This is a genomic window from Pseudorhizobium tarimense, assembly GCF_022968135.1.
In the GTDB taxonomy this organism is placed as follows: domain Bacteria; phylum Pseudomonadota; class Alphaproteobacteria; order Rhizobiales; family Rhizobiaceae; genus Neorhizobium; species Neorhizobium tarimense.
Genome location: NZ_JALJRA010000001.1, coordinates 338083 through 357258 on the forward strand (window position 1 = coordinate 338083; position 19176 = coordinate 357258).

The window sequence follows — 19176 nt, forward strand, 5'->3', positions numbered from 1 at the left end:
CGGAAAAAGTCATCAGCAAGGGTGTTGAAAGTGTCAGTCGGCTACCAACCGCCGCCGCCCCCTCCTCCTCCTCCGCCGCCGGAAAAGCCGCCGCCGGAGGAGAAGCCGGAGGACGAGGAGCTGGTCTTCGGTGCCGGGATGGTGGAGGCGATGGTCGAGGCCATGGAGGACGAGAAGCCGCCGATGCGGCCGCCGAAGCTGCCGATGTCGCGGCCTCCGTACCATGTCGGTACGTAGCTTGCCGCAGCAGCGCCTGCCGCAGCCGAAGCAAGCCATGCTTCGAAGTGCTCACTCCACGGCTTTTCAACACCGAGCGCTACTGCGTAGGGCAATAGCGTCTCGAAGTGCTGCGGCGACATCTGCGGAGCGCCTGCCATGTTCATCCGGTCCTTCTCGGCAAGGGTAAGATAGGTTCGCAGACCCTCTATCCCGTCCATCAGCTTACGCCCCAACGGGGTCGGTGCTCCCATCAGGAAGAAGAAGATGACGTTCACCAGCACGATCCCCCCAACCGACACGAGGAGCGGCCAGTGGTCCTGTGCGGAAAGCTCGGCAAAGACCATCACAAGGAGGCTTGAGAGGATGGAAATGGCCACGAGGCCGAAAAAGCCGAGAATGACCACGGAGAAGATCTTGGACGCCAGCGAGCGGCCGCGCCGGAGCCTCTTGCCGATGCTCACCGCAAAGCTGCCGAAGAAGGCGGCCAGGAAAACCGGAACGATGAAGACGACCATCAGGTCCGGCTCGATGTTTCCGAACAGGAACAGCAGGGCGAGCGCGACAGCGCTCAGGGCGACGCCGCCAATCACGTAGCCGATGTTCGAGCGATAGTATTTGCCTCGATGTTCCGTCTCTATCGCGCGGCGGAAATTGGCGCCGACGGTCTGAATCTTGGAGCCGTTCGCCTTGTCGATGACCATTTCTTCGCCAGGGCTGCCGATGTCCTTGAGTAGAGCTGCTTGCCCAGCAGGCAAGGAGGGGTTGATCCTCTTGTCGGTACGGCGGATCGTGATCGAGGATTTCAGGCCTTCCAGCGTGACATAGCCCGTGACCGCCAGATCGATGGCGCTCGCCGACAGTGCCGTCCAGCCGCCGCCCGAAAATCCCTTGTTGTCGATATAGTTTGCAAGGGCCGGCGAAATGCCATCGGGCGGATCCCAGCGCGGCACGACCACACCTTCCGCCGGGTCACGGCCGACGCGCGTCCAGTTGCGGGCGTAGTAGAGCGCGACGACGAGCAGCCCGCCAAGCCCCAAGATCGCGTTCATGTTGTCGCGCAGCCACCAGCCTCGCTGCTCGGCATTCGATGGCGGATCGATCACGCCTTTTTGAATTCCCACCACCACCGTCAGCCCTTCCCCCGGTAGAAGAGGCTGCAGCGTGGAGAAGACGGCCGTGTTTCCGTTCGCGCGCATGGTGACATTCGTGTCGGCGCTGCCGAGCGGTCCTGTATAGGCGACCGTTTCCGTCACCTGGGAACCGGCAGGCAGCGTCACCCGAGCCGACGCCTGTTCGATCCGGAACATCCAGCCGTTGCCGGTGACATTCCAGTAAAGCTCGTCGTGATCGTCGAAATAGCGGATCTGCCGGTCGGTCCTGTAGGTGATCACATAGGTGTACGGACCACGGTCGAGCTGCGATTCGGCAGAACCGGCATAGATGCGAACGCCGCCGGCAACGCTTTCGGTATGCCACTCCTCCGGTTCCCCGTCGCGGGTGACGGAGAGGACCTCGAAGTCCACCCGTAGCGTACGCCCCTCCTCGTCTTCCAAGGTCAGCGGAAAGTCCCGAAAGATGCCGCGCCGGATGTCGCGGCCTTCGGCGTGGACCGTGATGGTTTCGGCAACCGTCAGTTCGCCATCGGCCGCAACCTGGATATCGGAATGATAGGAGCTGATACTTTCGGCTGCCATGGCTTGTATGGCCATGGCCAGCCAGAGCAGGACAGGCAGGAGGAACCGCAACATCGTCCGTCCGCTAGAACTTGACCGCAGGAACTGCCCGATCGGCCGGATCCTCGATCTCGAAATACTCGCGCTTGGAGAACCCGAACTGATTGGCGACGATGTTCGATGGCACGCTTTCGACCTTCACGTTCAGGTCGCGCACGGCGCCGTTGTAGTAGCGCCGGGACATCTGGACCTCGTGTTCGATCGCTTCTAACGAGTTCTGCAGTTCCAGGAAGTTCTGGTTCGCCTTTAAGTCCGGATAGGCTTCAGCCAAAGCAACGAGCCTGCCGAGCGCCTGGCTGAGCAGGCCCTCCGCCTGCGCCCGGCTTGCAACATCGCCGGGTGCGACGGACTGGGCACGGTTTCGAAGCTCGACGACCTCCTCGAAGGTCGACTTCTCGTGAGCGGCATAGCCCTTCACGGTCTCGATCAGGTTCGGGATGAGGTCGGCGCGGCGCTTCAGCTGCACGTCGATCCCCGACCACGCCTCCTCCGCCATCTGACGCGACTTGACGAGGCTGTTGTAGAGGAAGACGCCGTACAGGATGATTAGTACGACAATGCCGAGCAGGATATACATCCGAAGACCCCCAGAAGCTTTCAGTCCGGCCGGACACTAGAAAGCTTTTAGAAACCCGTCAAACTGCCGTTCTTCAGGCCGCTTCGCTGCCGAAATTGATGCCGCCGGCATCCGTCAGCAGGAAGGCTTCCCCGCAAGCCTTGGCGAGGGTGCGCACGCGCAGGATGTAGCTCTGCCGCTCCGTGACCGAAATCACGCCGCGGGCATCGAGCAGGTTGAAGACGTGCGATGCCTTGATGCACTGGTCGTAGGCCGGGAAGACGCATTTGTGCAGCATCTGGTTTGCACTGGCACCAGGGGCGCCGGCTGCCAGCAGAGCCTGGCACTCCTTCTCCGCGTCGATGAAGTGTCGGTGCAGCATTGCGGTATCGGCGAACTCGAAGTTATGGCGGGAATATTCCTGCTCGGCCTGCAGAAAGACGTCGCCGTAGGAAATCTTCTCTTCGCCTTCGCGACCGTTGAAGTTCAGCTCATAGACGTTGTCGACGCCTTGGACGTACATGGCGAGGCGCTCGAGGCCGTAGGTGAGTTCGCCGGCAACAGGCGAGCATTCGATGCCGCAGACCTGTTGGAAATAGGTGAACTGCGAAACTTCCATGCCGTCGCACCAGCATTCCCAGCCGAGGCCCCAGGCGCCGAGCGTCGGGCTTTCCCAGTCGTCCTCGACGAAGCGGACATCGTGCAGCAGAGGATCGAGCCCGATTGCCTTCAGGGAACCAAGATAGAGCTCCTGCAGATTGGACGGGTTAGGCTTCAGGATGACCTGGTACTGGTAGTAGTGCTGCAGGCGGTTCGGGTTTTCCCCGTAGCGGCCGTCAGACGGGCGACGGGACGGCTGCACATAGGCAGCCTTCCACGGCTTCGGACCGAGCGCACGAAGGGTCGTGGCCGGATGGAACGTGCCGGCGCCGACTTCCATGTCGTAAGGCTGCAGTACGGCGCAGCCCTTGTCCGCCCAGTAGTTGTGCAGAGCCAGGATCAGCCCCTGGAAGGAGCGTGTCGGGGACATGTGGTCGGGAAGGTCGGTCATCGCTTTTCGCCGGCATCTTTGATTAGATGCGGACGAGTGCCATGCAGAGCCGCAAGGGTCAAGGTTTTATGGATCTGCCGGTGTCGCGCTCAATCGTCATTACGTTTCACGCGGTACTCGCCCGTCTCCGGATCCTTGACCAGCGTGCCTGAGGCGCCCGTCTCCCGCTCCTTTCCCCGCTCGCGAGAGCGCGCCGTCAGCTTCTCGGCATCCCGAACGAACCGTTGGTAGAGCAGCCAGCCGCCACCAACGATCAGGATGAAGAAAATGAGCTGCACCATCTCCGTCGCTTCCCCCCCAAATCGGCCCTCAAAGGCCGTAACGGCTCCACATTGCCTTTTCCTCCAGCGCTTCCGCAAGACCGGATGCGGCACCGGCACCGATTGCGCCGGCACCACCCTGTCCGCTGACGACGCCCGGAAGGCGGCGACCGAACATATTGCGGGCCCCTGCGACTAGTTCGAGACGCGTCTTGTCACCGTAGCGGCACTTAAGCGTTTCGCGCATTTCACCGATGCCATCGACCAGGCCGAGGTCGAGCCCGCGGACGCCGGTCCAGAACAATCCCGAGAAGATCGTCGCATCATCAGCCAGCCGGCTGCCGCGGCGCGCCTTCACCATGTCGATGAAGACCTTGTGGATCTCCAGCTGTAGCGTCTTCAGATATTCGACGTCACCTTCCTTCTCGGGCTGGAACGGGTCGAGGATCACCTTGTTCTCGCCTGCCGTGTAAACACGACGCTCCACGCCGATCTTGCGCAGCAGCTCCGGGAAACCGAAACCGCCGGAGACTACGCCTATCGAACCGACGATCGAGGTCGGGTCGGCGAAGATCTCGTCACCTGCAAGAGCGATCATGTAGCCTCCAGATGCCGCGACATCCTCGACGAACATCAGGACCTTCTTGTTCTTCTCCTCGGCCAAGGCGCGAATGCGCTGGTAGATCAGCCGAGACTGGACCGGCGAGCCGCCCGGCGAATTGATGGAGATAGCAACGGCCGGCGCATCCTTCTTGGCGAAAGCCTTTTCCAGCATCGGCGCAACATTGGCGAGGTTGAGGCTTGGCCGGAACTGGCTGCCGCCGGTCATGATGACGCCTTGAAGCCTGACGACCGGAATGGCTGTTCCCTCCTTACGGAATCGCTTCGGCATCACACGCGACAATAATCCAGCCATTTCAGATCCTTCTCCACGGGTTGGTGAAGACAGATGTATGGTCAGCGACCGCAAACGCAATGGGACTGTTTGGTTTTTCAGCGACGGGCGGGGTGGCGGCGCGAGTAGCCCAAGCGACCGTTATTGAGATCGTCTGCCGTCCTGGTGAAGCTATGTCCCTCGTCCCCATGGAGGAACAGCGGTGCCCGAAAAAGAAGCCGTGCGCGCGATCCCTTGATCGCCGTGACCAGCAGTCGCGTTGCGTCCTCCTTGGGCCGGGGATGAACGGCGGTGATTTCCAGTCCGCCGAACCGCTTGCCGCAGGCGGCGATGATCTCGGCCACCGACTGCGGCCTTGCGATGAGAGAGAGCTGTCCTCCAGGTTTCATGATCGCGCCCGCCGTCCTGATCCAGCTCTCGAACAGGCCTTCACGCATGGCATGAGCTTCCGCCTTCAGCGCATCGGGGGTCAGGCGGTCGGTCGGATCGTTGAAGGGCGGGTTCATGATGACATGATCGTGAACCTCGTCCTCCAGGCCGGCGACGAACCTCGCCTTGCCGGTCAGCGTGACATCCGCTTCGAGTACCACCACGCGCGACGCGACAGCCTCGTTCTCGGGCAGCGAAAGGGTCTTGCGCGCATACTCGGCCATCAGGGGCGACCGCTCGACCAGCAGAACGCGCGCCTGCGGAAGCCGCGACGCAACGGCAAGGCCGACCGCTCCGGCACCCGAACCGAGGTCGGCGACACTCACAGGACCCGCAGCATCCACGAGCGATGCGAGCAGCATGGCATCTACGCCGGATCGATGCCCGGCTCCCTTCGGCTGTACTACATGGAAGCGGCCTCTGTGGAACGCGTCGATGGTCTCGCTCATGCGGGCCGCTCCCGAAGCTCCCCCGCCAGGCCGGCGTCGGTCAAGATCCGGCGCGCTTCGTCTGCCCGGTCTTCCTCGACGAGGAAGCGGCGCGGCAGCAAGCCCAAGGAGCCTTCGAGGATGCTCATGGTCTGATCGGCAATCATGCAGTGTATGCCTGCGTCACGGATGAGGCTCTCAGCAAAGGAGAGAAGCACCGCATCATTCGTCCGGATGAGTTCCTGCATTGGATCCAATTTCACATTTCAATGTTTGGCAATTCGCGTCAGGGACGCTATAGGGCGATTTCTATAGCCCGTCGCGGCTTTTGAACAGGAGATCGGATCGTTGGGCGTCGTCGTACCGCTTGAAGAGGGCAAGAAGAAGCCGGCTTCCGTCAAGCCTCTCGTGGATCTGACGAAGGCAGATATGGAACGGGTCAACCAGCTGATCCTGTCCAAGGCAGGCTCCGACGTCCAGATGATCCCGGAGGTTGCCAACCACCTGATCTCTTCCGGTGGCAAGCGCTTGCGCCCGATGCTCACGCTCGCTGCGGCATCGATGTTCGGCTATGAGGGTGCAGGCCACGTGAAGCTGGCGACCAGCGTAGAGTTCATGCACACGGCGACGCTGTTGCACGACGACGTGGTGGACGAAAGCGACTTGCGCCGCGGCAAGTCGACGGCCCGGACGATCTGGGGCAACCAAGCGAGCGTTCTCGTCGGCGACTTCCTGCTCGGCCAGGCCTTCCGCATGATGGTGGATGTCGGCTCGCTCGATGCGCTGGATGTTCTTTCAACGGCCGCCTCGGTGATTGCCGAGGGCGAGGTGCTGCAGCTTTCCGTCGCGAAGAACATGGAGACGACGGAGGACGACTATCTTTCGGTCATCCGCGCCAAGACGGCCGCTCTGTTTGCCGCCGCCGCCGAAGTTGGCCCGATCATTGCCGAGGCCGACAAGGCGAACCGCGCCGCACTTCGCTCCTTCGGGATGAATCTCGGCTACGCTTTCCAGATGGTCGACGACGCGCTGGATTATGGCGGCACCGCCGCGGACCTCGGCAAGAATGTCGGCGACGATTTCCGCGAAGGCAAAATTACGCTTCCAGTGATTCTTGCCTTCAGGCGTGGAACCGCTGACGAACAAGCGTTTTGGCGTCGCGCTATCGAAAACGGCGAAAGCTCGGAGGAGAACCTCGTGCGCGCCCTGGAGCTGATCCGCAAGCACGACGCGCTGAACGACACGATCGGCCGTGCCATCCATTACGGCACCATCGCGCGCGATGCGCTCGCTCCGCTGCCGGCCTCGCCTCACAAGGCGGCGCTGCTGGAAGTGATCGACTTCTCCATCCAGCGCGTGAACTAGGCCATCGTGAGCTCCAAGTTTTCTTGCGGTGCTGCGCCAAAAAAGCCATGCTGTCGGTGAATCAATCGGTGCGAGACGTCATGGCGAAAGCCGCCGCGTCACGTTAACGAAAGGCACCTTCATGCGGCATACCTCCAAACTCTTCCTGCTCTCCAGTGCAGCGCTGGTGATGGCCCTCTTCTTCGCAGGAGCCCCGAATGCCGCCACGCCGGAAGCGAAGCCCGCGGAAGAGAATGTGACATTCGAGCCTGCGAAGGTCGGCTCCTTCGCCGGCGCTTTCCTGGCCGCCCGCACGGCGGATGTCGATCACGATTACGACACGGCGATCCCGCTCTATCGAAAGGCGCTGGAATTCGATCCATCAAACCTGGAGATCCGCGAGCGCCTGATGATCGCGCTGCTGCTGGACGGTCAGTTCGAGGAAGGCCTGGCGGAGGCAGAAGCGCTCAAGGAAGACGATGCGGTAGAGCGCATTACCACCATCGTTCGCGGTCTCGACGCGATCCGTGACGGGCGGTTTGCCGATGCGAAGGAAATGGTGGCCTACAAGGGGCCCAACGATCTCGACCGGCTGACTCAGACGCTGATCGGCGCCTGGGCGGATGTCGGTGCCGGCAAGGGCAAGCGCGCCCTCGAGACCGTCTCGAAGATGAAAGGTCCTGACTGGTTCAAGGTCTTTACCGACTACCACATGGGCGCGATGGCGATCCAGATGGGAGACACCAGTGCGGCCCGCAAGCACCTGACGGCGGCCATCACCAATGAAGAGGCCGTGGCCACGGCGCCCGACACCTTCATGCGTGCTGTGATGGCACTGGCCCGGCTCGAAGCGGCGGCAGGCAACAAACAGAAGGCGCTCGATGCGATCTCCGTTGGCGACGGGATGATCAGCAATTACGCGCCGCTCAAGGCCCTTCGCGAGAGCATCGAGGCCGGCGAGAAGCCGGAGCAGCAGATAACCAGCGCTGCCGAGGGTGCGTCGGCAGTGCTATTCTCCGTCGGTGCGGCCTTGAACCGCCAAGGGGCGGAGGACATGGTCTCCCTCTACCTGCAGGTTTCGCATGCTCTCGATCCCGACAGCGCCGACACGCTAATCCTGCTCGGTGGCATTGCCGAAAAGCTGGAGCAGCCGGAGCGGGCAATTTCTTACTACCAGCAGGTTCCGGAGGATTCGCCAATGCGGCGTATTTCGGAGCTGCAGCTCGGTCTGGCACTTGCTGGCACTGACAAGGTGAACGATGCACGGGAACACCTGAAGGCGCTCATTGAATCGGACCCGTCTGACCTTCGCAGCTACCTTGCCTATGGCAGCGTGCTTTCCGATGCCAAGGACTACGAGGCAATGGCCGCCAATTACGACAAGGCAGTCGAGGCTATCGGTCCGGTTGCCGACCCCGGCGACTGGACAATCTTCTTCCAGCGCGGCATCGCCTACGAGCGCCTGAAGAAGTGGGAGCAGGCCGAGCCGAACTTCCGCAAGGCGCTGGAGCTTAATCCGGAACAGCCGCAGGTGCTGAACTACTTGGGCTACTCCTGGGTGGACATGAACCGCAACCTAGACGAGGGGCTCGACATGATCCGTCGCGCGGTGGAGCTGCGCCCGGATGATGGCTATGTCGTCGACTCGCTGGGCTGGGCCTATTACCGCCTCGGCCGCTTCGAGGAAGCGGTGGCGGAACTGGAGCGGGCCGTTCAGCTGCGCGCTGGCGATGCGACCATCAACGATCACCTGGGCGACGCCTACTGGCGTGTCGGGCGCAAGCTCGAGGCCGTCTACCAGTGGAACCGGGCGCTGATCTCCGAAGGCGAGGACGTCAACCGCGAGCACATCAAGGAAAAGATCGCTGAAGGCCTGCCTCCGCTCGATCCGACGGCGACCACCGCGGACAAGAGCCCTTCTGCGCCTGCCGCACCTGCCCCGGCGCCCGCACCGGCCGACAAGAAATCCTGAGGACTATGCTCACTCGGGCTGCGACGCACGAGGCGGACGAATTCTCGAGGGCGGCCGTGGTCGAGCTGGCGCCAGCGAAGATCAACCTTGCGCTGCACGTAGTGGGGCAACGTCCGGACGGATATCATCTACTGGAGAGCGTCGTAACCTTCGCCGATATCGGCGATCGTTTGGCGCTCTCTCCATCAGCGGAGGACAGTTTCGGCCTCTCCGGGCCGTTTTCTGCATCGCTTCGCGCCGACGCGGGCAATCTCGTCGTGCGTGCACGGGAGATGTTGCGCAGCTGGCTGCAAGAACACGGGCAGGATGCGCCACCGGTCGCGATCCATCTTGAAAAAAACCTGCCGGTGGCTTCCGGGATCGGCGGCGGATCTGCGGATGCCGCGGCGGTATTGAAGGGGCTAGCCCAGCTTTGGGACGACAAGATCACGGACCGCGAGATGGCGGCATTGGCGCTTGCACTGGGTGCGGACGTGCCTATGTGTTTTGCCGGAATACCATCGCTCGCGCGCGGCATCGGCGAGGATCTCCTGCCGCTCCCCGACCTGCCCAGCCTGCACCTGGTGTTGGGCAATCCGCTCCGCAGCGTCTCGACGCCGGAGATCTTCGCGAGGCTTGCCTGCAAGCAAAACCCGCCGATCGGCAACATAAGCGGCGACGGCTGGATTAGCCTGTTGCCTCACCTGCGCAACGACCTTCAAGCGCCAGCCAGTGCGCTGGTTCCAGAGATCGGGGATCTCTCTGAACTCATCGCTGGTGAAGGGGCCCTACTGACCCGCATGTCCGGTTCCGGCGCCACCTGCTTCGGCATCTTTTCGTCCAGAGGGGCTGCAGACGAGGCTGCAGAGCGCCTGAGAGCGCTGCGGCCGAACTGGTACTTCCAGCCGACGACAACAATTTCCGGAGCGCCAGCATGAGCCGCATCGACGAAAGCCGCCCGTTCATTCCCGTCGGCATCGCAGTGCTAACCGTGTCCGACACGCGATCCCTTGACACCGACAAGTCAGGTGACACCCTGGTGAGCAGGCTGACGGAGGCAGGGCACAGATTGGCGGCGCGCGCCATCGTAGCAGACGACAAGGACCAGATCGCCGCGCAGGTGAGGGACTGGACAGAGGATCCCAAGATCGACGTAGTGATAACCACGGGCGGCACCGGCTTTACCGGCCGCGATGTTACCCCCGAGGCCCTGGAGCCGCTGTTCGAGAAGCGGATGGACGGCTTCTCCGAGGTCTTCCATCGCATTTCCTACGACAAGATCGGCACCTCAACGATCCAGTCGCGGGCGACGGGCGGGGTCGCAAACGCCACCTTCATCTTCGTGCTTCCCGGCTCTCCCGGCGCCTGCAAGGATGCCTGGGATGGCATCCTCGCCGCCCAGCTCGACTACCGGCACATGCCCTGCAACTTCATCGAGATCATGCCGCGCCTCGACGAGCATCTGCGCCGCAGCGGCAGCTAGCGTGCCGGAATAGAGACGGCAGCCTTCGCTGCCCGGGCCGGCACCAGTTCGCTGCGCAGGGTGGCCAGCTTCAGCCGGCTGACGAGGGCATGCAGGTTCATGCCCGGCTGAACCGAAGCCAAGGCCTGCCGCTTCTGCAATAGCAAGCCATGTTCCAGCGGCGGAGCGCCCGACAAGATTCGCCGCAGCAGGGGCCGACGGTACCGCCGGACTAGAGAGAAGCGGGCGGGCTCTGTCGCTGTTGCAAGATATTCCAGGACTTCGTCGACCCAACCCTGCTGCAGGCGTGCGCCCGCCTCGAGGAGCAGGAGCCACTCTCCGCGCACCGTCCGCAGCACATCCTGGAGCTCCCAATCCGTGTGGAAGCGGCAGCCTGCTGCATCCGCAACCCGTGCAGACCCGTCCTTCGAGCCATGATCGAGAATCACAACGTCTGCGATGAGACCTTCCACAGCCGCTGAAACCAGTACAGACAGAGTCTGTGCCAGCTCGGCCTCGTCATCGCGGGTTTCCATGAGAACCGTCAGCATTCCCAACATCTATCCTATCGCAGGCGCAATTTCCACAGGGGCACACCATGCAGTTTGTTCTTGCATTGTTCTCTTCCCTGCCCTATCTGTATCTGCGTAGTCGAGAGGGACGAACCCTCTCTCGGAGCCTCACATGAACGAGCTGACCCATTTGCGGCAGGCTGCTTTCGCGCCTGCTCATACGGCTGATATTGCCGATGCGCTGGTGAATTCGTCAGGCCTGCGGATCGAGGTGGATCGCCGACGCGGCCGTGGTGCAGGATTGAACCCTAGCGGACGTTTTGAGGAGGAGCGGCGCGAGAACTTCGACGACGGCTGGCAGACACTTGAGGAATTGGCGCCTTTTTCGACCGAAGTGCAGGTCGAGAAGCCGCGGACCGCGATTACCCGCAACGAGTCGCCGGATATCTCGTTCGACCGGTCGATCAATCCCTATCGCGGCTGCGAGCACGGCTGCATCTACTGCTTTGCGCGCCCGACCCACAGCTTCATGGGCCTTTCCCCGGGACTGGACTTCGAGGCAAAGCTGTTTGCCAAGCCGGACGTGCCGAAGCTGCTGCAGCGCGAGCTTAGTCGACCAGACTACAAGGTGCGAGCGATCGCGATCGGCACAAACACCGACCCCTATCAGCCGATTGAGCGCGAGTGGCGCATCATGCGGCAAATCCTGGAAGTTTTGCAGAAGGCGAACCATCCGGTCGCGATTGTGACCAAGTCGGCGCTGATCACCCGCGACATCGATATCCTGGCCGACATGGCGTCCAAAGGACTTGCCAAGGTCGGGATCTCGGTCACCACGCTGGACCGCAAGCTGGCGCGGACGATGGAGCCACGGGCATCGACGCCGACGAAGCGTCTTGAGGCGATCAAGGCGCTCACAGAGGCTGGCATCCCGACAGCTGTCATGGCAGCGCCGGTGATCCCCGCGCTCAATGACCACGAGATTGAACGGATCCTTGAGGCCGGGCACGCAGCAGGAGCCAGAGAGGCAAGCTACGTGCTGCTTCGGCTGCCACTTGAGGTAAGTCCGATCTTTCGTGACTGGCTGCTGCGCAATTATCCGGACCGCTACAGGCACGTCATGTCCCTGGTGCGCTCCATGCGCGGCGGCAAGGACTACGACGCCGACTTCACCAAGCGCATGAAGGGCTCCGGCCCCTATGCCTGGCAGATCGGCCGGCGCTTCGAGATGGCGACGAAACGGCTCGGCATGGGCCGGCGCGGGCTGCCACTCCGCGACGACCTGTTCGTGCGGCCGGACGGCGGCGGCATCCAGTTGTCGCTGCTCTAGTCGATCACGATTTGCCGGGGCGATGATCGCCGCGGCGGATTTCGGCGCGGACGCCGCCTCCGTCCGCCGCCGGAAATGACCCGGCCCCGCCTCCCGTGGCGGGACAGTGTGCCGCATCACACTGAGCCGGGCTTGCAGGAGATCGGGTGGGCGTGCGAGTCTGCCGCCATGTTGTCTCGCACGTCCCCCGATTCTCCGCTCCTCTTCGAGGAGGTCCCGCTTGTTCCGGACTTCAGCCTTGAACGCGTGGCGCGCAAAGCAGGCCATTGGCCAGTTGCCGGTACGGATGAGGCTGGTCGGGGACCGCTCGCGGGACCTGTCGTGGCCGCCGCCGTCATTCTCGACCCGGAGAACATTCCGGAGGGCCTCCACGATTCCAAGCAATTGAGCGCCGCTCAGCGCGAGAGCCTGTTCGAGGTGATCATGGCGACTGCCGATGTCTCCATCGCCGCATCCGGTCCCCGGCACATCGACGATCGCAATATCCTGAGGGCGAGCCTAGACGCGATGCGCCGTGCCGTCGCCGGACTTGCCATCAGCCCCGCCTATGTTCTGGCCGACGGACGCGACGTGCCACAGGGTCTCTGCTGCCCCGGCAAGGCGGTCATCAAGGGCGATTCCCGGTCCGTCTCGATCGCCGCTGCCTCCATCATCGCCAAGGTAACCCGCGACCGCATGATGACGCGCGCTCATTCCGTCTTTCCGCTTTACGGCTTCAACAGCCATGCCGGCTACGCCACCCCGCAGCATCGAGCGGGTATCGAGGCGCATGGTCCCTGCATCCTCCACCGCATGAGCTTTCGCCCGCTGCGGAAGAATGAGTCGGCTGAATAGCGCATCCAGCAGAGAATGCAGCAATGAAAAAGCCCCCGGTGCATCGTGAACTGACCCCCGAAAGTTGGACATCAACCCCCGGGGGGGTTTGCATGTCCAAATACAACGCGCGTTCAAATGTTGTGTCGTGGGATTTCATCAAAACAGCGAGCGTGGTAGCTGGCAGGTGGCTGCGCGAACGGCATCGATCGTTCGACGGCGCGCAAATGGGTAGCGAACTATGCGGCCCATGGTTTGGCTGGATCGGAGAAGAAAGTCAGCCACTATGACGCGAGCCTCAAGGTATCGGTTCTGCGTCGGATGTGGAAGGATGGAACGGAGAGCTTCTTTGCCATCTCAAATTGGGGTTATTCCACCCGAAAAAATTTGCCAGCGTTCAAGCTCTGCAAACGGCGATCACTGACTACATCCACTAATACAACGATCACCGCATCAAAATGAAACTCAAAGGGCTGAGCCCTGTACAGTACAGGACTCAGCCCTTCAATTTGACCAGCCTTTAGACCGTCCAACTCTCGGGAGTTAGTTCAAAACGGGGCGGGCTTCTCGCAATTAGCTCTGCCTTGCCGGCTCTCAGTTCAGGCGCGATTGCACCTTGCCGAGAGAGTCTTTGAACAGGGCTTCCTGTGTCCCGGCGTCGGCTTTCCTGGCGATGACCTTCCCGGCCGCGGCAATGGCGAGGTCGACGGCAGCGGAGCGAACGGCCGCAACTGCGTCGGCTTCCGCCTGCTTGATCTTCTGCTCCGAAAGGGCGTTGCGGCGGGCAACGAATTCTTCCGTCTTCTGCTTTGCCTCTTCCGTCAGCATGGCTGCTTCCCGCTCAGCGGCGGCAACGATCTCGGCGGCTTCGGCTTCGGCTTCCTTGCGCTTGCGCTGATACTCGGCCAGCAGCTGCTGAGCCTCCTCGCGCAGGCGCTTGGCTTCCGCAAGCTCATTGCGGATGTTGTCGGCGCGCTCGTCCAGCGACTTGCTGATCATGCCCGGCACCTTGAGGTAAACAAGCAAGACAAAGAACAGGATGAGGCCAACGAGGGCGAAGAATGTTGCATCGAGCGCCATGGATCAGGCCTCCTTCGGAGATGACGCGGCGATTGCCGCCTTGATGTCGTCTGCGCTTGCCTTGGCACCGATCAGCTGATCGACGATGGCAGCGGCAGTCTCCTCGGCGATCGTGCCGACCTGGGCGAACGCCTGCGACTTGATCTCGCCGATGCGCGCTTCGGCAGTCGCCAGTTTCTGAGCCAACTCAGTCTCGATAGCCGCTCGATCCGTGGCTGCCTTGGACTTGGCAGCCTCACGAGCCGTTTCACCGATCACGTTTGCTTTGGAGCGGGCCTCGGCGAGTTCCTTCTCGTAGGTTTCGACGGCCGCATCGGCTTCCGCCTTGAGCCGGGACGCTTCGTCGAGATCCTGAGCGATGCGGTCATGACGCTGCTCGAGGATGCCGCCGACGCGGGGAACGAGAACCTTCTGCATCAGCAGATAGAAAAGACCAAAGGTGATGACCAGCCACAACAGCTGCGACGGATACGTCGAAGCATCGAAGGGCGGGAAAGGCCCGGTGGCATGGGCGCCCTCATGGGCAACACCGGTTTCCGTGTGCACGACGCCCGCAGGCGCGGCGCCCGGCGCTTCATGCGTCTCAGTGGCTTCCGGCGCGGTCTGCGCAAATGCCGAAGTCACGAACATCATCACCTCCAGGTGGGGTACTAAATGCGAAGGATCACGGTACGCCGTTCAGGCGACCGTGATCCGTAGCCCGAAGCCGTGATCAGACGGCGAACAGGAGAAGGAGAGCAACGAGCAGCGAGAAGATGCCCAGAGCTTCCGTAACGGCGAAGCCGAATACCAGACGGCCGAACTGGCTGTCAGCGGCAGACGGGTTGCGCAGGGCGCCCGACAGGTAGTTGCCGAAGATGTTGCCGAGGCCGAGAGCCGTACCGGCCATACCAAAGCAAGCCAGACCTGCACCGATGAACTTTGCTGCTTCCGCTTCCATGTAAGAACTCCTTGAATGGGTTGTTGCGGCTGATGACTGACGCCTCAGGACGCCAATGTGGTTATTCCTTAGTGCCCACCGGGGTGGACCGCGTCATTGAGGTACATGCATGTCAGTACCGCGAAGACATAGGCCTGCAGGAAGGCGACGAGGAATTCGAGACCCGTCAGAGCGACGGTCATGATGAGAGGCAGGATCGCGCCGCCGATGCCGAGCGCACCCAGCGCACCGAGCGAGGCGACGAAGCCCGAGAAGACCTTCAGCGTGATGTGACCCGCCAGCATGTTGGCGAAAAGACGCACGGACAGCGAGATCGGACGGGACAAGAAGGAGATGATCTCGATCGCAACCACCAGCGGCAGCAGAACGCCAGGCACGCCGCTCGGCACGAAGACGTTCAGGAAGTGGAACCCGTGCTTGTAGAACCCGTAAACGAGGACCGTTCCGATGACGAACAGAGCCAGCGCGAAGGTGACGATGATCTGGCTGGTGACGGTGAAGAAGTAGGGGAACATGCCGAGCAGGTTCGCCGTGAGGACGAACATGAACAGCGTGAAGACCATGGGGAAGAACTTCATGCCCGAACTGCCAGCACCTTCGCGCAGCATTCCGGCAATGAATTCGTAAGACATTTCCGCCACGGACTGCGCACGGCCGGGGATCAGCCCGCGCTGAGAGGTTGCGAAATACAGAAAACCAGCAGCACAGGCGACCGTTGCCACCATGAAAAGCGAGGCATTGGTGAAGGAAAAATCCATCCCGCCGATTTCGATCGGGACGATCTTGCTGATCTGGAACTGATGGGTCGGATCGTTAGCCACCGTCTACCTTCTTTCTACCTTCGCTCGCCTGCCATAGACCGCCAGTCGGCAACCTATCGCGTCGGCCCTTTGTCCTGCTTGCTGCCAAGGCCGGGCGGCGTCGCCACCACTCCTACAGCACGCATCACGTTCAATACACCGGCAGCAAAACCCAGCAGGAGGAGTATCACCAGCCCCCAAGGCCCTGTACCGGCAAAACGGTCGAGAAGATAGCCGAGCATAGCACCAACGGCGATCGCGGCGATGAACTCCGAAGAGATCTTCAGACCGAGAGCCATTCCTCGACGGCTTTCCTCGCTCTGCGCGTCCCGCTTCGCCTCGGCCGCTTCATCCGCATCCACTTCCGCCAGTTCGGCGGCCAGACGCTTTCGACGCTGCTCCAGACTCTCGTCCCGGTCCCCCGTCATTCGCCAACACCCTTGCTGATCTCATCGTATCCACGGCCTCGAGGCCACGAGATCCGTCCGAAACATCCTGACAGCGAGGGATTTCGCGCCTTCCGGCCCGTTTTCAAGTCGGGCGCAACATAGTTTTGAGCGCCTGCATAGTCAAGGCATACCAAAGCACTGCACAGCGGCAATATTTTTATTTGTTTTCAATGCCTTGGGCGCTCTCTATACATCCGCGACGAAACGCGCATGGGAATCTGTTGCCTCAGATGTCCCCAAGTCAGCTCCAGCCGCCGCCATAGGTGCGGTAGAAGACGTGCAGGCCGATGCGCCCGACCTTCTTCATCGTACGTGCCCAGCCGGGCCGCACATAGACGGCGTGGTAGTGGGTGGAGGAGCCAACTTCCTTCAGCCAGATCTTACCGGCCGTCACCGCCATGGCGACCTCGCGGGCCATCTTCCAGTGGTATTCTGAGCGGATGCGATCTCGGATGTTGTCGCAGGCGAAGGAGAACTGGCAGCGGTTGCGCCAGTCCTTGTTCTGGTAGACGACATCACAAATGCTGTTGGGGTAGGCCGGGTTGCGCACCCTATTAAGGATCACCTGAGCAACTGCCGCCTGGCCGCGTGCCGATTCTCCCCTCGCCTCGAAATAGATGCCGGATGCCAGGCACTGCTGCTCACGCGCAGAGAAGGCTTCGGCCGGTAGCGGCTTGGCGGCCCAGGCATGGTCGTCCGGGGCGATCGGCGGGATGAAGCGGCCAACCTCTGGTTTTTGCAGGATAGCATCGAAGGGCGACTGGCGGGCAAAGTCCGGCTCCGGCGGCGCATAGGCGGTCGCCAGCACATCGGCGCGCTCGTTGGTCACAAGGCTGGCGATCATCGGCGAGACACCCGGCGCCGGTCGCTCGTCCTTGCGGAAATAGAACTCGGCAAGTTCGATCTGCTTTGCAGCCTTTCCGAGCCGAGCGAAGGCGGTGAGTTCCTCCTTCGTTTCCAGCGGCAGGGTGAGCGCGCTGGTGCGCTGGAGGACCGAGCCGGCGGTGAAGGATTTCGGCGGCTGCATCGGCTCTACCGCAACGATGCGCCCTCTCTTCGACTTGCGGTTTACCCGGTCTTCATCCGGCGTTGATTCGCCCGTGGGCGCTCCGGCGGCGAACGCGATCTTGCGTCCATCGGGCAAGGCCAGGCCGGCGTCCCCCGGCAGGAGCCGTTCCATGTCCGGGAAAGCGAGCTCTGAGGAATGGATGGATCCGGCCGGAGACTGGGTGAGGACGACGCGCCACCTGTTGCTTGCATCGAGGCCTGACAGGAGGTCGGAGAGATCACCATGCGCGGCGATGGAAGGGAAGCCCAGCCAGCAAGCGAGGCCGAAGACGGTGGGAGCAATCCATGCATCCACACGAACGCGAGACTTGAGACTCAAGACGCCAATCGAACGCAAAACCGGAAACTCCAAGGGACACGAAAGCAGTGTCTGGAGAATCGATCATTAACCTTGATGAGCCGTTAATAGGCTCAAGGGGCAGCTTGCAAAGAGCGGGAAATCCGATGCGTTCACGGATTTGTCAGATGATCAGATCAGCCTCGTCACTCGAACACGATCGCCGGGGCTGCGCGAACTGATCTTCCCTGCAAGCCTTGCCAGGCCTTCGCTGCGATGTCCCTATAGATCTTGGCGGCCGCTCCTTCCGGGTCGGCGACGACGACCGGCGTTCCGATGTCAGAGGTCTCGCGAATTTCCATCGTCAGCGGCACTTCGCCGAGGAATGGCACGCCGATGCGCTCTGACTCGTTGCGGGCGCCGCCATGGCCGAAGATATTGTAGCGAGTGCCGGTATCGGGTGCGAGGAAGTAGCTCATGTTCTCGATGATGCCGAGGAGCGGGACCTCGACCTTGCCGAACATCGTGATGGCCTTGCGGGCGTCGATCAGCGCGAGATCCTGCGGGGTCGACACCACGACGGCACCGGCGAGCGGTACCTGCTGGGCAAGCGTGAGCTGTACGTCACCGGTGCCCGGCGGCATGTCGACGACGAGTACGTCCAGATCCCCCCAGGCTACCTCACGCAGCATCTGAAGGAGCGCGGATTGCACCATCGGCCCGCGCCAGATCATCGCGGTCTCCTCATCCACGAGGAAGCCCATCGACATGGCCTTGAGGCCATAGTTTTCCATCGGCACGATGATACGGTTCTCGATCTGCTGTGGGCGACCGGAAATCTTCAGGAGCCGCGGAATAGACGGGCCATAGATATCGGCATCGAGGATGCCGACGCGTAGGCCGTTTGCCTGGAAACCGAGGGCGAGGTTGACGGCGGTGGTCGACTTGCCGACGCCGCCCTTGCCCGAGGCCACGGCGATGATTGCGCCAACGCCGGGGACACCTGTCTTGGCAGGACGGGGTTGTGCGGGATGGGCATGCGCGGCCGGAGGAGCCTGCTTCTGCGGTTGCGGTGCCGGCGCGCCACCTTGGCCTGCCTTTCGATCTGCGGTGAGGGTAACGAGAACTCCCTTCACATCCGGCACCGCCTTGACCGTACGCTCCGCCGCGAGACGCAGCGGCTCCAGCTCCTTGGCCCGCTCGGCAGGCACACTGATCGAGAAATAAACCTTGTTGCCGGATATGAAGATGTCGGAGACCATGCCGCGCGAGACGATATCGTCTTCCAGATCCGGGCCGCGCACTTTGGCAAGTGCTGTGAGGACCTGTTCCTTCGTCACGTCGGGCATATCGAACTCCTGTCACGCAGCGACATTTGCGTCGCCCACTTCAGGAGCCTTTATAGGAGGTGCCCTGCTGGTCCCGCAACCGGAATGACGCCGCCGCCCGACCGGCTGCCTGCGGCGCTCAGGATCGGACGGCGGCCCTTTTTGACGACGTCTCTGCGGACGCCCTTCAGTCCCCTCTGGACCTGGGCTTGTCTATGCATGGTTCGTGCCAAAACAGGCGGAGGAGCTTT

At 62.1% G+C, this 19176-nt stretch carries 21 protein-coding genes and 1 pseudogene; 7 read left to right on the forward strand and 15 right to left on the reverse strand.

Annotated elements, in window-relative coordinates; translation table 11 throughout:
- Nucleotides 1-41: 41 nt before the first annotated feature.
- The 7 genes from MUU54_RS01710 to MUU54_RS01740 form a co-directional block, all read right to left on the reverse strand.
- Entirely contained in the window at nt 42-1967 is a 1926-nt protein-coding gene (locus MUU54_RS01710; protein WP_247242277.1) for a DUF2207 domain-containing protein, read from the reverse strand.
- A 10-nt stretch (nt 1968-1977) separates the two neighbouring features.
- The gene (locus tag MUU54_RS01715; RefSeq protein WP_247242278.1) at nt 1978-2529 is read right to left on the reverse strand and encodes a LemA family protein; all 552 of its coding nucleotides are present in this window, start codon (nt 2527-2529) and stop codon (nt 1978-1980) included.
- A gap of 73 nt (nt 2530-2602) precedes the next feature.
- On the reverse strand, nt 2603-3559 hold the full coding sequence (locus tag MUU54_RS01720) for a glycine--tRNA ligase subunit alpha (RefSeq protein WP_247242279.1): 957 nt from the start codon (nt 3557-3559) through the stop codon (nt 2603-2605).
- Nucleotides 3560-3648: 89 nt separating this feature from the next.
- Nucleotides 3649-3840, reverse strand: a complete 192-nt coding sequence (locus MUU54_RS01725) for a hypothetical protein (RefSeq protein WP_247242280.1) — start codon at nt 3838-3840, stop codon at nt 3649-3651.
- 28 nt (nt 3841-3868) lie between these two features.
- On the reverse strand, nt 3869-4735 hold the full coding sequence (locus MUU54_RS01730) for a S49 family peptidase (RefSeq protein ID WP_247242281.1): 867 nt from the start codon (nt 4733-4735) through the stop codon (nt 3869-3871).
- A 77-nt stretch (nt 4736-4812) separates the two neighbouring features.
- A complete protein-coding gene (locus MUU54_RS01735; RefSeq protein ID WP_247242283.1) occupies nt 4813-5592 on the reverse strand; it encodes a tRNA1(Val) (adenine(37)-N6)-methyltransferase in 780 nt (259 codons plus the stop codon).
- A complete protein-coding gene (locus MUU54_RS01740; RefSeq protein WP_247242285.1) occupies nt 5589-5819 on the reverse strand; it encodes a putative signal transducing protein in 231 nt (76 codons plus the stop codon). Before MUU54_RS01740 ends, MUU54_RS01735 begins: the two co-directional genes overlap by 4 nt.
- A gap of 100 nt (nt 5820-5919) precedes the next feature.
- Between MUU54_RS01740 and MUU54_RS01745 the strand changes: the two genes are divergently transcribed.
- From MUU54_RS01745 to moaB, 4 genes are all read left to right on the forward strand, one after another.
- A complete protein-coding gene (locus MUU54_RS01745; protein WP_247242286.1) occupies nt 5920-6936 on the forward strand; it encodes a polyprenyl synthetase family protein in 1017 nt (338 codons plus the stop codon).
- Nucleotides 6937-7057: 121 nt separating this feature from the next.
- On the forward strand, nt 7058-8887 hold the full coding sequence (locus MUU54_RS01750) for a tetratricopeptide repeat protein (RefSeq protein ID WP_247242287.1): 1830 nt from the start codon (nt 7058-7060) through the stop codon (nt 8885-8887).
- Between the two features lie 5 nt (nt 8888-8892).
- The gene (locus tag MUU54_RS01755; RefSeq protein ID WP_247242288.1) at nt 8893-9804 is read left to right on the forward strand and encodes a 4-(cytidine 5'-diphospho)-2-C-methyl-D-erythritol kinase; all 912 of its coding nucleotides are present in this window, start codon (nt 8893-8895) and stop codon (nt 9802-9804) included.
- Nucleotides 9801-10349: a molybdenum cofactor biosynthesis protein B gene (moaB, locus tag MUU54_RS01760; protein WP_247242289.1), complete on the forward strand. Its 549-nt coding sequence runs from the start codon at nt 9801-9803 to the stop codon at nt 10347-10349. Before MUU54_RS01755 ends, moaB begins: the two co-directional genes overlap by 4 nt.
- On the opposite strand, the gene MUU54_RS01765 is transcribed toward moaB, so the two are convergent.
- The gene (locus tag MUU54_RS01765) at nt 10346-10879 is read right to left on the reverse strand and encodes a glycosyltransferase family protein (RefSeq protein WP_247242290.1); all 534 of its coding nucleotides are present in this window, start codon (nt 10877-10879) and stop codon (nt 10346-10348) included. The two genes, moaB and MUU54_RS01765, sit on opposite strands and share 4 nt — an antisense overlap.
- A 133-nt stretch (nt 10880-11012) precedes the next feature.
- Between MUU54_RS01765 and MUU54_RS01770 the strand changes: the two genes are divergently transcribed.
- From MUU54_RS01770 to MUU54_RS01780, 3 genes and pseudogenes are all read left to right on the forward strand, one after another.
- Nucleotides 11013-12170, forward strand: coding sequence for a PA0069 family radical SAM protein (locus MUU54_RS01770; RefSeq protein ID WP_247242291.1), 1158 nt, complete (start codon nt 11013-11015; stop codon nt 12168-12170).
- A 168-nt stretch (nt 12171-12338) separates the two neighbouring features.
- Entirely contained in the window at nt 12339-13004 is a 666-nt protein-coding gene (gene rnhB / locus MUU54_RS01775; protein WP_247242292.1) for a ribonuclease HII, read from the forward strand.
- A 401-nt stretch (nt 13005-13405) separates the two neighbouring features.
- Nucleotides 13406-13507 (forward strand): annotated as a pseudogene (locus tag MUU54_RS01780) (IS3 family transposase); the annotation flags it as partial.
- 70 nt (nt 13508-13577) lie between these two features.
- On the opposite strand, the gene MUU54_RS01785 reads toward MUU54_RS01780, so the two are convergent.
- The 7 genes from MUU54_RS01785 to MUU54_RS01815 form a co-directional block, all read right to left on the reverse strand.
- Nucleotides 13578-14063, reverse strand: a complete 486-nt coding sequence (locus MUU54_RS01785) for a F0F1 ATP synthase subunit B (protein ID WP_247242294.1) — start codon at nt 14061-14063, stop codon at nt 13578-13580.
- A 3-nt stretch (nt 14064-14066) separates the two neighbouring features.
- Nucleotides 14067-14693 (reverse strand): F0F1 ATP synthase subunit B, encoded by a 627-nt coding sequence (locus MUU54_RS01790; RefSeq protein ID WP_247242410.1) that lies wholly within the window; start codon nt 14691-14693, stop codon nt 14067-14069.
- An 82-nt stretch (nt 14694-14775) separates the two neighbouring features.
- Nucleotides 14776-15003 (reverse strand): F0F1 ATP synthase subunit C, encoded by a 228-nt coding sequence (locus tag MUU54_RS01795; protein ID WP_010026583.1) that lies wholly within the window; start codon nt 15001-15003, stop codon nt 14776-14778.
- Between the two features lie 68 nt (nt 15004-15071).
- On the reverse strand, nt 15072-15824 hold the full coding sequence (locus tag MUU54_RS01800; RefSeq protein WP_247242295.1) for a F0F1 ATP synthase subunit A: 753 nt from the start codon (nt 15822-15824) through the stop codon (nt 15072-15074).
- Nucleotides 15825-15877: 53 nt separating this feature from the next.
- Nucleotides 15878-16231: an AtpZ/AtpI family protein gene (locus MUU54_RS01805; protein WP_247242296.1), complete on the reverse strand. Its 354-nt coding sequence runs from the start codon at nt 16229-16231 to the stop codon at nt 15878-15880.
- Nucleotides 16232-16493: 262 nt separating this feature from the next.
- Nucleotides 16494-17639, reverse strand: coding sequence for a cell wall hydrolase (locus MUU54_RS01810; protein WP_247242297.1), 1146 nt, complete (start codon nt 17637-17639; stop codon nt 16494-16496).
- A gap of 164 nt (nt 17640-17803) precedes the next feature.
- Nucleotides 17804-18946, reverse strand: a complete 1143-nt coding sequence (locus MUU54_RS01815) for an Mrp/NBP35 family ATP-binding protein (RefSeq protein ID WP_247242298.1) — start codon at nt 18944-18946, stop codon at nt 17804-17806.
- Between the last annotated feature and the right edge of the window lie 230 nt (nt 18947-19176).